We start from the raw sequence: 13,869 nt of genomic DNA, 5'->3' as shown, positions 1-13,869 counted from the left end.
CAGCCCACGACCGGGCAGCAGCAAGTTCCCCACCCATGAACTGAACAACGACCGACCTGCCCAACCGTCACGGCAAACACCGTTGCAGTACTAGGGGGTGTCTGACGGATGTCCGCGGCGTCGCGGCGCCCGGCACGCGCTCTCGCCGCACCGACCGAAGACCCGAGTACGTCCAGTACACGGGCTTCCGGTCGGCGCACCGAGAGCACGCACCGGACACCCCTCCTTCCCCACGCACATCCGTCAGACACCCCCTAGCTCACCGGGCAGGGGCGGCGTCGAACGTCCATACGGCGCGGGTGCCCGGGCCGACCGCGAGGGTCGAGCGGCCGATGCGCTCCACGTGGCGGTGGGCCACGGGGTGGTTCAGAGACAGCTCCACCTGGCGCATCCCGGCGTTCTCGCGCGCCACGGCGTCCAGGTGGATGGTGGTGCCGCCGCCCTGCGCCACGGCTCCGCCGCCCGGGGTCCGGCGGACGGTGAATCCGCCGGCCCGCAGCAGGGGCACCGTGCCGGCCAGGTCGCGGGCGGTGACCGCGAGGCGGATCGAGGTCACGTCCCGCATGAGGTGGTCGCGGTAACCGTCGGACAGGTACCGCTCGCGGCCGATGTCACCGGGGAAGGCGGCCGGTTCGGTGTTGCCGCGTGGGTCGGCGAAGTACTCCGGCCGGTACTCCATGCCCCAGGCGCCGAAGCCGTCGTACTGCTCGGTGGTGAGGACGGCGTCGAACCACGGGATCGGGACCCCGTCGCCGAAGTCGCGTGTCTGGCGGAAGGCGATGGGGCTGGGGACGCCCTGGTCGCGCAGCCGCCGCGTCACCGTGGCGAGGTCACCGGCGCGTTCGACCGACAGCCCCATCCCGCCGGCGCCGAGCACGCCGTCCTGGCCGGGGACGTCACCGACTCCGAACAGTTCGAGGTAGGTCTCGCGCCCCATCAGGTAGCGGCCGGTCCAGGTCTCCCCGCCCGTGCCGGTCGTGGTGCGGACCTGGAAGTTCGCGAAGTCCCGGAGGTACGCGGAGTGTTCGACGGCGTCGGCGGTCTCGCGGTCGAAGACCCCGTAGGCGTGGTTGTAGTACAGCAGTTGACGGCCGGTCGGTGAGCCGTCCCCCTCGGCCCAGGCGGCGCTCGTGGCGCCCCCGGCCAGGGCGGTCAGGGCCACGGCGAGGACCATGAACAGGTGCGCGATGCGGCGATGCGGCATGCGGCCGATCGTAGGTCGCGAGGTGTCCGTTCGCCCGGTGTTCGAAGGATCCGGGCCAGGTGCGTCGTGGCGGGAACTCGGCGGGAGTCATCGCCGACGCCCCTTCGGCATCCCGCCACGACGGCCCCGTGCCTCACCGCACGACGACCTCCGGCGCCCGTCCGAGCCGCCGGACGGCGGGCACGCACAGCATGACCGCGATGCAGACCAGACCCATGGCGGAGGAGAAGAGCAACACCCGGTCGGCGCCGAAGGATGCGGCCGCCGGACCCGCCAGTGCCCGGCCCAGCGGGATGACCATGATGGATCCGGCCACGTCGTAGGCGGAGACCCGGCTCAGGACGGCCAGGGGGATGTGGGACTGCACGCTGGTCGCCCACATCACGCCCCAGAAGGCGAACCCGCAGCCCGCCAGCACGCCGGTGAGCGCGGTGACGGTGAAGGACCAGCCGAGCGCGGGCGCCAGGGGGTTGAGGGAGAAGAACAACATCGCACAGGCCCCCGCGACCAGCGGGCGGGTGGGCCGCACCCGCATGCCCAGCAGGCCGCCGATGATCGTACCGGCGCCGTCGGCCGAGGCGATCCAGCCGTAGCCGCTCGCCCCGTGCTGTTCGGTGAGCAGCGCCGCGCCGAGCGGCAGGGCCGGGCCGAAGACGAAGAGCCCGTAGACGGCCCAGACGGAGATGACCCCCCACAGCCAGGACCGGGACCGGAATTCGTGCCACCCCGTGACCAGCCTGCGCGACATCGGCTCGTCGCTCTCGTCGCTCTCGTCGCGCTTGTCGCGCTTGTCGCGGGCGGTGCCGAGCTTTCGCAGCGGCGTCAGACCGAGCGCACTGAGCGCGTAGGCCGCCGCGATGAACACGAAGGATCCCCCCACGTTCCAGTAGGCGACGAGGAGGCCGGCCACCCCCGGGCCGAGCAGGGTGCAGATCGCCTCGGAGATCCGCAGCAGCGCGTTGGCCCGCTGGATGTCCTCGGCGACCTGGGGGACCAGGCTCGCCAGGCCGGGCTGGAACATGGCGGTCGCGGCGCCGCTGAGCGCCAGCAGGGCCATGATCTGCCACAGCCGGACGTCGCCGCCGGACAGCAGCGCCGCGAGCGCGAGCATGGCCACCATCCGCACCACGTCGGCGCCGACCATCATCACCTGGGGGGTGAACTTGTCGGCCAGTACGCCGCCGAACAGCACCAGCAGCACGATCGGAGCCATCCACGCGGCCAGCGCGTAGCCCACGCCGCTCGCCCCGTACCCCGCTCCCAGCACGGCCGTCGTGAGCGAGACCATCAGCATGCCGTCGGCCAGCAGCGAGGTGCTGCGCGCGGTGAAGAACAGGCGGAAGCGACTCGACCGCCACGGGCTGGGGAGCGGGACGCGCTCCGGCCGGACGGTTATCTCATCCATGGTCATGTGACATCCGCCGTTCCCGGCCGTTCCCTTCCATGAGGATCTCCAGGCCGCGCCACGCGCTGGTCCGGTCGGTCTGTTCCGGGGGTTCCCGGACGATCACGTACCGGCGCGGGGCCAGGACCCCGGGACGGCCGGGGAGTACGTCGATCAGCGCGGCGTGGGCCTTCGCGGGCGTCAGCGGGGACCCGTCGAGGGCCCGGCCGCGGGAGGCGATGAACGCGGTGAGGCCCCTGGCCCGACCGTCCGGACCATCGGAAGCTTCACGCGCATCCGGCGCATCCGGCGCATCCGGGGCGACGTGCACGGGCAGGCCCCCCAGGGCCTCGCTCAGGGCCTCCGCCACGGCGGGCGGCGATACCCAGGAGCCGTCCACCCGCCGCCAGTGCGGCTCGCGTGCGACCGGGCGGACCCCCGTCACCTCGGTGAGCGAGGCGAGCGGTACGTCCCCGCCCGCCGCCGCCTCCAGCAGCCGGACCAGACCGGAGAGGAACCCCTCCGCCTCCTCCCGGTCGAACAGACCGGGGTCGGCCCACATGCCGATGTGGAGCACGGGGTCGGTCCGGTAGGCGAAGGCCAGCACGCGGGTCGGCAGCACCTGCTCCGGGCCCCAGCTCAGCTCGGCCTCCAGGCCGGCGCCGGGGCGGCGACCGGGGGCCGGGCCGCCCCCGCCGTCCACGGCCCCGTCCACGGCCCCGTCCACGGCCGCGTTCGCGTCCGCGGTCGTGGACAGGAGCGTGCTCACGTCGTTGAACACGACGTCCCGGGCGAAGTGGCTGCCGCGCTCGAAGGTGACCCGCTCGATCATGTCCCACAGGCTGACCGAGTCGAACCGGCTGTGCCGGTAGGCGTTGAGGGCCGCCCCCCACGCCTTGCGCAGGAGCGCGTCGAAGGACGGGACGGCGACGTCGAGGGAGAGCAGCGCGTCCTGGGACACGGTGTTCACCGAGCGGGCGAGCCGCGGCAGGAAACGGTTGGAGGTCGGCACCGCGGCGACGCAGGTGCTCTGACCCGCCCGGTGCGCGATGAGTGAGCACCACGCCGTCAGTAGCACGGTGGCCGAAAGGCTGCCGGTGCGCGCCACCACGCGGGCCAGCGCCCGGGCGCCGCGCGGCGAGCGGAGGGTGAGCTGCGCCATCCGTACGTCGGTGCCCGCGGCCCGGGATTCCGCGAACATCGCCTGGGGGCCGGTGCGCAGGATCTCCTCCCAGTACCGCAGGGACGCCTCGGACTTGCGCAGCCCGGCCGGGGTCGCCTCCTCGGCCGCGAGGTCGAGCGGGGTGAAGGCCGTCACGGGCGGCAGCGCCTCACCGGCCAGCAGCGTGAGCCACTCCTCCCGCAGCACCGCGAGGGCGCTGCCGTCGGCCACGGCGTGGCTGGACACCAGGGCGACGAAGGCCGGGACGCCCCGCTCGGCGACGAGGGTGATCCGCAGGGGGAAGTCCCGCTCCAGGGCGTAACGTCCGGCGCGGGCCGCCCGGGCCAGCGCGTCGGCGTACCGCGCCGGTTCCGGGGGGAGCTCCTCGTGGTCGAGGACCGTGACCGTGAACGCGCCCTCGGCCGCGACCACTTGCTCGCGGGGCGCGCTCTCCGGGGAGGGGTGCGGGAAGGTGGTGCGCAGGGCCTCGTGCCGGACGACCAGCGCGCGCAGCGCGTCGACCGCGGGACCCGGTCCGGTCCCCGCGGGCACCGGCCACACGTCGTGGATGTTGATGTGGGCGGGATCGTCGCGCAGGATGCAGCGGATCATGTTGGCCTGGCCCATCGTGACGGGGCCCCGGCGCTCCGTGCCACCCTCGTACGCGACGGTGAGGGTGCGCGCGTGCCCCGGGCGGTCCGGCGCGGGCCCGCGCGGGGGACCGGTCGGGATCCCCTCGGCCGCGCTCGTACGGACCAGGGCTTCCCAGGCGTCGATCAGCAGGGCGAAGTCCGCCATGTCCGCGCGGGCTTCGTCGAGCAGCCGGCCGCGGCGCTCGGCGAGCGCGTCCGCGACCACGGCGTAGCGTCCGTCCAGCGTGCGGTAGGAGCGGTCGAGGACATCGAGCCGCTCGGCGCCCTCCGCGCGGTCCAGCCGCGTGCTGTCCCGTACGAACCCGGCGACGGCGGAGGCGCGGATCAGGCCCTCGGCGTCGAGCAGTTCGTCCCCCGCCGCGGTCATCCGGGCGTACACGGCGTTGAAGTACCCCATGGACAGCAGGTACTTCGCGAAGCGGACCTGGTAGGCGAGGAAACCGCTGTCGGAACGGCGTTCTTTGGTGTGGTAGTTGACGATGTGGCGGTTGTGCAGGACACCGGGCAGCCGGGCGTCGTCGACCAGGTGGATGAGGAAGTAGTCGCTGCCGATGGTGTCGGTCGCGGGCGGCAGGGGCACCCGGCCGTAGACCGCGCGGTCGAAGCCGATGTTGCACATGTCCACGCGCTTGGGGCTGACGTGGGTGAGCGTGGTGTGGTCGGCGGTGAACGTGGTGCTCCCGGCGCCGCGGAAGGACTCCTCGATCAGGCTCTTGCGCCAGAACTCCGCGACCCCGGTGGGCACTGACAGGCCGATGACCTCGTCGTAGACGCCCGGGTCGAGCCGGCGGATCTCCTCGACGTCCACGGACATCTCGCCGACGAAGGAGGCGCCGACCATGGCCACCGGCCGGTCCGCGTACGCGGGGGCGAGCCGGGTCTTGGAGACCAGCCCCGCCACGTCCGCGGCCCGCCGCCCCAGGGAGGTCAGCTCGTGGTGGAGGGGGTAGACGGGTTCGCCGTCCAGGCGCTGGTAGCGGCTGTCGGAGTCCCGGCGGTGCACCGACGCGCAGCCCAGGGCCTCGGCGATCAGGAAGGCGCGGTTGGTGCAGGCGCCGTAGGACACGCCGGACGGCAGCATCAGGTCGAGCACCCGGTCCGGCTCGGCGACGCCGGAGCGGTCGATCACCCGCCGCAGGAAGGTGCGTTGCGCGGCCTCGTCGAGGTGGTGGACGACCACACCGGGCTCCGCGGGCAGCGCGCGCACCGCCTCCCGGTGCTCGGCGAGCACCGCCGCGTCGGAGGAGTCCAGGATCAGCAGGTGCACCTCGACGCCGAAGTGGCGTGCGCCGTAGGCGGCTTCCGCGCCGACCGCCGCGATGGTCCCGGTGCAGGCGCGGTGGGTGGGGAGGGTCAGGCAGACACGGCGCACGAGGACTCCCCGCTCTGCCCGGCGGCCATGCCCGCGACCGCGGCGGCGGTGTCCGTCTCCGTCTCCGTCTCCGTCTCCGTCTCCGTCTCCGTCCACGAGGTGAGGCCGAGGAGGCGTCTGCCGAGAGCGTTCAGGGTGGCCGTGGGGTAGCGCTCGGACTCGTGCCGCACCGGGTCGCCGACCAGCGTGCGGTTCCAGCGCGGGGTGCGCAGGTGCCGCCAGGATTCGACGCGGGAGCGCCGCAGCCTCTCGTGCTCCTCCAGCGCGGGCATCATCGACAGGTACTGGACCGCCCGCGCCCCGTCCTTCGAGGTGTTGCGCGCCACCCCGTGGGCCAGGAGGCCGTTCCAGATCAGCAGGTCACCGGGGCGCAGTTCGGGCCGGACCACGGGGAACTCGGTGCGGTCCACGTCGGGGCGCAGCGGGTCCCGGCCGGCGGGCTGCCCGGCCTTCCACTCCTCGAACCGCCGGAACAGCTCGGGGTTGCACTGGAATCCGCCCAGCTCCGCGCTGGTGTCGTTGAGCGCGATGATGCCCTGTACCCGCTGCGGCGGGATGCCGAGCGTGGTGTCGATGTCCCAGTGCAGCTCGATGTCGAAACCCCGGTCCGTGGGGTCGATCAGGGCGCGGTCGCGGTTCTTCACGTTGGGCGGATTGAGGTTGAGCCGGTCCAGGGTCACCCAGAGCTCCTCGCAGTCCCAGACGTCCACGAAGGCGTCGTACACCCGCTGGGACTGGCGGTTGTCCCAGAGCAACTGGTGGTGGTAGGCCTCCACGAAGCCGTAGACGTGCAGCTGTTGGTCCAGCTCGGACCGGAACGGCCGGTCCTCGTGCCAGGTGTCCGGGCGGTCGGGGTCGAGGCCCTGGAACTCCCAGGTGAAGTCCAGCAGTCGGCGCGCCTCACGGGCCGGTATCGCCTCGCGGACGATGACGTAGCCGTACGTCTGCCAGTGGGCGAAATCCTCCTCGGACAGCACCCGCAGCGGCCGCGACTTCTTCAGTTCCCGCAGGGTGGTCTGGGCCAGGTAGGACTCGCCGTCGGCGCTGAAGTACGGACGGTCCGACGGCGCGCGGTGGAGTGTGGGACGGGGGCGGCGGGGGCGACTGTCTGGAGCCGGTGTCGTCATGGTCAGCAGGATTGGTTTAGACCATAGCCGCTGTCAAGTGGCGTCTCAATATGCTGATTGCGTTACTTTCAAGCCCGAAACGCCCCCGCCGGTGGTGATCGTCAGGAACGGGACTTTGGTCTAGACAATAGGCGAGGGGCTGGCCTAGGGTCCTGGTAACGCAGCTCCCGTCCCTGACGGAGCCTCAGTCGCCCTCCTCGCTGTGCCGAGGACCAACAGCGGCCCTGTTCGCGGCCGTTCACGCCGCCGCGAGCACGCCGCGGGACGTGCGTCCCACCCATCCGGCCTTGACGCCTGTTCATCCACGCCCAGAGGGAGCGGATTTCATGAGCACACCCAGCATCACCGCCTTGCCGGACGGCGGCCTGAAGAATCCCGGTCCCGGCCTGATCACGCTGGACCCGGTCCACACCGCCCTGCTGCGCGCCCTGGACGACCTGCTCACCGGGCTGGCCGCCCGGCTCTCCGCGCCCGAGGTGACGGGGCCGCCGCTGCTGGCCGCCGAGGGACTGGCGCGGCTCGACTACTTCCGCAACTTCCCCCACCTCGGCGTCTCGGCCGGGCGTTTCGCGCCGGAGGCGTTCGACGGGCTGGCGGCCGGTGAGGCACCCGGCGAGCTGGGCCTGCGGCCGACCGGCCACCTGCTGCCCTCCGCCACCTGCTACGGGCTGCTGCTCTCCCTCGAAGGCCGCGACGTCGGCGAGGACGGGCTGCGGCTCTCCGCGACCGGCCGCTGCTTCCGCAACGAGACGCACTACGACGGGCTGCGCCGCCTGTGGGGCTTCCACATGCGGGAAGTCCTCTACCTCGGCACGAAGCAGGGCGCCGTGGAACACCTGGAACAGGGCGCCGAGTTCGTCCAGGAACTGGCCGGGCGCCTCGGCCTGGAGCTGACGCGGGCCGTCGCCGACGACCCGTTCTACGACAAGGGCGGCTCCCGGGCCCGGCTGATGGCGCTGGACCCGGTCAAGCACGAGTTCAACGCCCCGGACGGCACGGCCATCGCCTCCGTGAACCGGCACCGGAACTTCTTCGGCGAGCGGCTCGACATCCGCGCGGGCTCCCACGGCCCGGCGTACAGCGGTTGTGTGGCCTTCGGCGTCGAGCGCTGGGTCCACGCCATGATCCTCACCCACGGCACCGCCGAGCGGGCACTGGAACGACTGCACGACGCCCGGGCCTGAGCCCGTCGGCCCTTCGCCCCGCACCCCTTTCCCGTACGCAACGCACGACGCAGCACAAGACGAAACGCACAAGGAGAACCCCGCCCCATGGAACGCATCGCCGCGTGGCTCCACGAGAAGAACCCCGGCCTGGAGGGCACCATCGAGGCCGACGAGGATCTCATCGAGGCCCGTCTCATCGACTCGATGGACTTCCTGGAGTTCATCGACCTGCTGGAGGAGATCTCCGGCACCACCATCGACCTCCAGGAGGTCACCATCGACGACTTCCGTACCCTCGCGCGCGTCCGGCAGCGATTCCTGAGCGACTCCGTACTGACCCCCGCCCCGGCATCGGCCGGCTGAGCACCCGCCCGTGAACGGCCGGACGGCGGTGGCCGTGGTGGCCACCACCGCGGAAGTGCTGGCCCACCCGGAGCTGCACGAGGGCCTGCTCGCCCCGTGGGAACGGCGGCGGCTGGACCGGATCAGGCTGCCGTCCCGCCGCGACGACGTGGTGGCGGCCCGGCTGCTGGTGCGGCTGTGCGTCGCCCGGTACACCGGCCTGTCCCCCCGGGCGTCGGCCCCGGCCCAGTTCTGCGCCGCGTGCGGACGGGACGGGCACGGCCGCCCGTACCTGCCCGGTCACCCGCGGGTGGGCGTCAGCCTGAGCCACGCGGACGGGCTGGTCGCGGCGGCCGCCGGCCCCGGCGCGGTCGGCGTCGACGTGGAACCGGCGGCGCGCCGCCCCGGCCCCCTGCCGGTGCTGCGCCGGATGCTGCCCGAGACCGAGGTCCGGGAGGCCACGGCCCAGCCGGACCCCGGCGCGGCGCTGCTGCGGCTGTGGGTGCGCGGGGAAGCCCTTCTGAAGGCGGGCCGGGGCGACGGCCTGCGGCTGCTGGAGTGGACGGACCGGCCGCGCGCGGCCGTGGTGTCCGTGGCCAGCGCCGCCCCGGCCACCACCTTCACCGCCGGGCCGTGATCCCCGGCCCGGCGGTGACGGCGGCACTCCGCAACGCGCCCTACACGCCGATGTCCCGGCTGCGGAAGTCGTCCAGCGTTTCGCGCCGCACGAGCAGCCGGGCCGTGCCCTCGTGGACCGCGACGACCGCGGGGCGGCCCACGAGGTTGTAGCCGGAGGCCATCGACAACTGGTACGCGCCCGCCACCGGTACGGCGAGCAGGTCCCCGGGGCGGACGTCCCCCGGGAGCTCGACATCGGCCGCGAGCACGTCCCCCGCCTCGCAGTGCCGGCCGACGACCGTGGCCGCGCGGGGCTCCGCCGACGCGTGACGCCCGATCAGCCGGGGCGCGTAGCGCACCCCGTACAAGGCGGGCCGGGGGTTGTCGCTCATGCCCCCGTCGACCGCGACGAACACCTTCTCGCCCGTGCGTTTGACGGCGAGCACCCGGTAGAGGGCCACTCCGGCCGGTCCGGCGATGGCCCGCCCCGGCTCGACGGCGAGCCGGGGCACGGGCAGCCCCGCGGCCGCGCAGCCTTCGGCCAGCTCGACGCGCATCCGCCGGGCGAGCGCGGTGAGGTCGAGGACGGGCTCGCCCGGCCGGTAGGCGACCGCGTGGCCGCCGCCCATGTCCAGCTCGGACAGGACGACCCCGTGGGCGTCCCGGACCCGGGCCATCAGGCCCACCATGCGGCGCAGGGCCACCAGGTAGGGCTTGACGTCGGCGATCTGCGAGCCGATGTGGCAGTGCAGGCCGGTGAGTTCGAGCTGCGGCTGGCCGAGGACCCGGGTGATCGCGTGCTGCGCGCCCCCGTCGGTGAGGGACAGGCCGAACTTCTGGTCGTCCGTACCGGTACGGATCTTGTCGTGGCCCCCCGCCGAGACGCCCGGCACCACCCGCACCATGACCTTCTGGTGCCCGCCGGGTCCGACGGCGGCCGCGATCCTGGCGATCTCGGACGGGCCGTCGATGACGATCCGCCCCACGCCGAGCCGCAGCGCCGCCTCCAGGTCGCGGGGCGACTTCGCGTTGCCGTGCAGCACGATCCGGTCCGGCGGGAAACCGGCGGTGACCGCGAGCTCCAGCTCCCCGGCCGAGCACACGTCCAGGCCCAGTCCCTCCTCGCGCACCCAGCGCACCATGGCGCGGGACAGGAAGGCCTTCGCGGCGTACAGCACGTCGGCGTCGGCCTCGGGGAAGGCGTCCCGGTAGGTGCGGCAGCGCGCGCGGACCTCGCCCTCGTCCAGGACGTACGCCGGTGTGTCGAACCGGTCGGCGATCTCGGCGAGCGGCACCCCGCCGACGGCCAGGCCGCCGTGCGGGAGCGCGGTCGTGGACGCGGGCCATATGGACAGTTCACCGGCGTCGGCCGGCATTTCGGGGAGGACGGTGATGGTCATGGGCGATCCCTTCAGACGGTCCGGGCCGTGGACTCGGGCGCCTGCGCGGCGGGTGGCTGCGGTGCCGGACCAGGACCAGGTGCCGGTGCCGTCGGCGTCCCGTCCGGGCCGGTGACCGCCGGCGCGCCGACCGGGGGAGCGGTGAGCGTCGGGTCGATGGTCAGCAGGCCCGCGCCGAGCGGTTCGGCCATCGCCCGGAGCGCGGCCCCGGAGAGCCGGATCCAGGGCTGGGCCGCGCCGAGCGTGGCGGCCAGCCGGTCCGGGCTGGTGAAGCCGACGGCGGTGCGCGTTCCCAGCGGGGTGCGGAACAGCCGCACCACCCGGGGTGCCCCTCCCGGCCGGGCGGGCACGTACAGGAGCCCGGCCGGGATCCGTTCCTCGGGCTCGGGGTCGTCGTCGTACCGGAACAAACACATGGGGCCCTCCCAGCGGACCGCGAACGGCAGTTGACGACCCGGGGCCGCGGGGAGCGCCCCGGGTCGTGCCTCGAAGCTATCCCCGCGGGGCCGCCCCCTCGGACACCTCGTGACGGGATCCATACGGCGACCGCCCCGGTCCTGACGGCTCACTGACGGCCACCGCCGGGCGCGTCAGAGACCCGTACGGGTTACGGGCCCGCGCGTCAGGAACGCATCAGCACGGCGCCCCTTCCCGCGCCCCGGCCCTTCCATGGGACCGGTGGCCATCGGTGGCCGCCGCGACGGAGGGAGAGGCGAGCCGTGCGAAGAGTCGTGGTCGGCGCCACGGGAACCCCGGGGAGTCTGGCGGCCCTGCACAGGGCCGCCGCGGAAGCCCGCCTGCGCGAAGCGGAGCTGTGGGTGGTCCTGGCCTGGCAGCCGCCGGGAGGGGGACTCGGCAGCCGGGGCGGATCGGTCTCCCAGGCCCTGGCGGAATGCCGGGCCGCGGCCGTGGAGCGGCTGCGGGAGGTCCTCGACACGGCCTTCGGAGCCGTGAGACCCGGTGTCACCCTGGGCGGCCTCGCGGTCCGGGGGACCCCGGGGGCGGCCCTGGTGGACGCGGCGCGCGACCAGGCGGACCTCCTCGTGGTGGGCACGGGATCCCGCGCCCCGCTGCGCCGCCTGGTCCGCCCCTCGGTGGCCCGCTACTGCGTGACCCACGCCACCTGCCCCGTGCTGGCGGTCCCGCCCTCCCCGCTCCAGGCCGACCTGGCCTCCGTACGGCGCCGCAACGCCTGGCGGCTCCCGCTGGACCCGCGGGAGCTGACGTCCTGAGCCGCGGGAGGTTGTCCACAGGTTCGGGCGGATGGAGCCGGGGTGTCCGTGGGGGCCGATAGGCTTGGTGAATGCCCCTTCCGGACGCTTCACCCGAGATCTCCGACGCCCTGCAGGTCCTGCACCGTGTCTTCGGATACAGCTCTTTCCGCGGCGAGCAGCAGGAGATCATCGAGCAGGTGGTCGGTGGCGGTGACGCCCTCGTGCTGATGCCGACCGGTGGCGGCAAGTCGCTCTGCTACCAGATCCCGGCGCTCGTCCGAGAAGGTACGGGCGTCGTGATCTCGCCGCTCATCGCCCTGATGCAGGACCAGGTGAACGCGCTCACCGCCCTCGGCGTGCGGGCCGGGTTCCTGAATTCGACGCAGGACTTCGAGGAGCGCCTCGCCGTCGAGCGGGCCTTCCTCGCCGACGAGCTCGACCTGCTCTACCTGGCCCCCGAGCGGCTGCGCACCGAGAACACGCAGCGGCTGCTCGACCGGGGCAAGGTGTCCCTCTTCGCGATCGACGAGGCGCACTGCGTCGCCCAGTGGGGCCACGACTTCCGGCCCGACTACCTCGCGCTGTCCATGCTGCACGAGCGCTGGCCGAAGGTGCCGCGGATCGCGCTGACGGCGACCGCCACCGCCGCCACCCACGCCGAGATCGTGGCGCGGCTCGGCCTGGAGGACGCCCGGCACTTCGTCGCCAGCTTCGACCGGCCGAACATCCAGTACCGCATCGCCCCGAAGAACAACCCGCTCAAGCAGCTGCTGGAGCTGATCCGGAGCGAGCACGACGGGGACGCCGGCGTCGTCTACTGCCTCTCGCGGTCCTCGGTGGAGAAGACCGCGGCGTTCCTGGTGGAGCAGGGCATCGACGCCGTGGCGTACCACGCCGGCATGGACTCCCGCACGCGGGCGCAGAACCAGGCCCGCTTCCTGCGCGAGGACGGCGTGGTCGTGGTCGCGACGATCGCCTTCGGCATGGGCATCGACAAGCCGGACGTCCGCTTCGTGGCCCACCTCGACCTGCCGAAGTCGGTCGAGGGCTACTACCAGGAGACCGGCCGCGCCGGGCGCGACGGCGAGCCCGCCACGGCCTGGCTGGCGTACGGCCTGCAGGACGTGGTCCAGCAGCGCAAGCTCATCGAGGGCTCCGAGGGCGACGAGGCGCGCCGTCGGTCCCTGGGCATGCACCTGGACGCCATGCTCGCGCTGTGCGAGACGGTCGACTGCCGCCGGTCGCGCCTGCTGGAGTACTTCGGCCAGTCGGGCGAGCCCTGCGGCAACTGCGACACGTGTCTGACGCCCGCCGAGTCCTGGGACGGGACGGTCGCGGCGCAGAAACTGCTGTCCACGGTGTGGCGGCTGGCCAAGGAGCGGCGCCAGAAGTTCGGCGCCGGTCAGATCATCGACATCCTGCAGGGCAAGAAGACGGCCAAGGTCATCCAGTTCGACCACGACGCGCTCTCGGTGTTCGGCGTCGGCGCGGACCTGAGCACCGCCGAGTGGCGCGGGGTCGTGCGCCAGCTGCTGGCGCTGCGGCTGCTGGCGGTGGAGGGCGAGTTCGGGACGCTCGTGCTGGCGGAGGACAGCGGCGAGGTGCTGGGCGGCCGGCGCAGCGTGATGCTGCGCAAGGAGAAGGCCGTCGCCGCTCCGGCCCGCAAGGAGTCCGGATCGCGCTCCGGGAAGGGCGCCCGGGTCCCGGTCGACCTGCCGGCCGCGGCCGAACCGGTCTTCCTGGCCCTGCGCGCCTGGCGGGCCGCGACGGCCAAGGAGGCGGGCGTACCGGCGTACGTCGTCTTCCACGACGCGACGCTGCGGGAGATCGCGACCCGGATGCCCGGCACGGCGGAGGAGCTGGGCACCATCGGCGGCATCGGCGAGGCCAAGCTGACCAAGTACGCCGAGGGGGTCCTGGACACCCTGGCGGAACACCGGACCACGGGGGCGCCCTCACCCGCCGAGCCCCCGGCCGAGTCCGCGGCCTCCGCGCCCGCCGTCCCCCGCCAGGCGGCACCGCGGCCCACGGCGTCCGACGCCGACGAGCCGCCCTTCGACCTGGACGAGATGGACCCGCCCTGGGACGACTGGGAGTAGGCGACCGGGAAGGGTGGCCCAGTGCCGCGTCAGGCAAACGTTGCCGGCCCGGGGCCCCAGGATCCGCCGCAGGGTCGCGGGCGGGGCGGCGGCGACCCGGCCGACCGTGTCGAGGCCGTAGGAGCAGA

11 protein-coding genes and 1 pseudogene are annotated in these 13,869 nt (G+C 73.5%); 5 read left to right on the top strand and 7 right to left on the bottom strand.

All coding sequences use genetic code 11. The annotated features are described in order from the left end of the window. Nucleotides 1-259: 259 nt before the first annotated feature. From ABT084_RS36760 to ABT084_RS36740, 5 genes and pseudogenes are all read right to left on the bottom strand, one after another. Nucleotides 260-1,204: a DUF5829 family protein gene (locus tag ABT084_RS36760; RefSeq protein WP_502969289.1), complete on the bottom strand. Its 945-nt coding sequence runs from the start codon at nt 1,202-1,204 to the stop codon at nt 260-262. A 133-nt stretch (nt 1,205-1,337) separates the two neighbouring features. After that, nucleotides 1,338-2,615 carry an MFS transporter gene (locus ABT084_RS36755; RefSeq protein ID WP_351053855.1) on the bottom strand — a complete coding sequence of 426 codons (1,278 nt, stop codon included), beginning with the start codon at nt 2,613-2,615 and terminating at the stop codon, nt 1,338-1,340. Then, nucleotides 2,602-4,482 (bottom strand): condensation domain-containing protein, encoded by a 1,881-nt coding sequence (locus ABT084_RS36750; protein WP_351053858.1) that lies wholly within the window; start codon nt 4,480-4,482, stop codon nt 2,602-2,604. The genes ABT084_RS36755 and ABT084_RS36750 overlap by 14 nt, the downstream gene beginning before the upstream one ends. Further along, nucleotides 4,480-5,775: pseudogene (locus ABT084_RS36745) on the bottom strand (DUF6271 family protein); the annotation flags it as partial. The pseudogene ABT084_RS36745 and the gene ABT084_RS36750, both read right to left, overlap by 3 nt. Further along, on the bottom strand, nt 5,757-6,902 hold the full coding sequence (locus tag ABT084_RS36740) for a phytanoyl-CoA dioxygenase family protein (RefSeq protein WP_351053853.1): 1,146 nt from the start codon (nt 6,900-6,902) through the stop codon (nt 5,757-5,759). The pseudogene ABT084_RS36745 and the gene ABT084_RS36740, both read right to left, overlap by 19 nt. A gap of 326 nt (nt 6,903-7,228) precedes the next feature. Here ABT084_RS36740 and ABT084_RS36735 point away from each other — a divergent pair, with 326 nt between their 5' ends. From ABT084_RS36735 to ABT084_RS36725, 3 genes are all read left to right on the top strand, one after another. Further along, nucleotides 7,229-8,086: an aminoacyl--tRNA ligase-related protein gene (locus tag ABT084_RS36735; protein WP_351053850.1), complete on the top strand. Its 858-nt coding sequence runs from the start codon at nt 7,229-7,231 to the stop codon at nt 8,084-8,086. Nucleotides 8,087-8,173: 87 nt separating this feature from the next. Next, nucleotides 8,174-8,431, top strand: coding sequence for an acyl carrier protein (locus ABT084_RS36730; protein ID WP_351053847.1), 258 nt, complete (start codon nt 8,174-8,176; stop codon nt 8,429-8,431). A 10-nt stretch (nt 8,432-8,441) separates the two neighbouring features. Next, nucleotides 8,442-9,047, top strand: coding sequence for a 4'-phosphopantetheinyl transferase family protein (locus ABT084_RS36725; protein ID WP_351053845.1), 606 nt, complete (start codon nt 8,442-8,444; stop codon nt 9,045-9,047). Nucleotides 9,048-9,087: 40 nt separating this feature from the next. Here ABT084_RS36725 and lysA read toward each other — a convergent pair whose 3' ends face one another. Beyond that, nucleotides 9,088-10,428 (bottom strand): diaminopimelate decarboxylase, encoded by a 1,341-nt coding sequence (gene lysA / locus ABT084_RS36720; protein WP_351053842.1) that lies wholly within the window; start codon nt 10,426-10,428, stop codon nt 9,088-9,090. Between the two features lie 11 nt (nt 10,429-10,439). After that, nucleotides 10,440-10,844: an SAV_915 family protein gene (locus ABT084_RS36715; RefSeq protein ID WP_351053839.1), complete on the bottom strand. Its 405-nt coding sequence runs from the start codon at nt 10,842-10,844 to the stop codon at nt 10,440-10,442. Between the two features lie 303 nt (nt 10,845-11,147). Here ABT084_RS36715 and ABT084_RS36710 point away from each other — a divergent pair, with 303 nt between their 5' ends. Both ABT084_RS36710 and recQ read left to right on the top strand, forming a co-directional pair. Further along, entirely contained in the window at nt 11,148-11,660 is a 513-nt protein-coding gene (locus ABT084_RS36710) for a universal stress protein (protein ID WP_351053836.1), read from the top strand. Nucleotides 11,661-11,731: 71 nt separating this feature from the next. Next, nucleotides 11,732-13,741, top strand: a complete 2,010-nt coding sequence (gene recQ, locus ABT084_RS36705; protein WP_351053834.1) for a DNA helicase RecQ — start codon at nt 11,732-11,734, stop codon at nt 13,739-13,741. Nucleotides 13,742-13,869: the final 128 nt, after the last annotated feature.

This window comes from Streptomyces sp. NPDC002138 (genome assembly GCF_040296485.1).
Taxonomy (GTDB): Bacteria; Actinomycetota; Actinomycetes; order Streptomycetales; family Streptomycetaceae; genus Streptomyces.
This window is presented reverse-complemented; position numbering and strand designations above follow the sequence as displayed.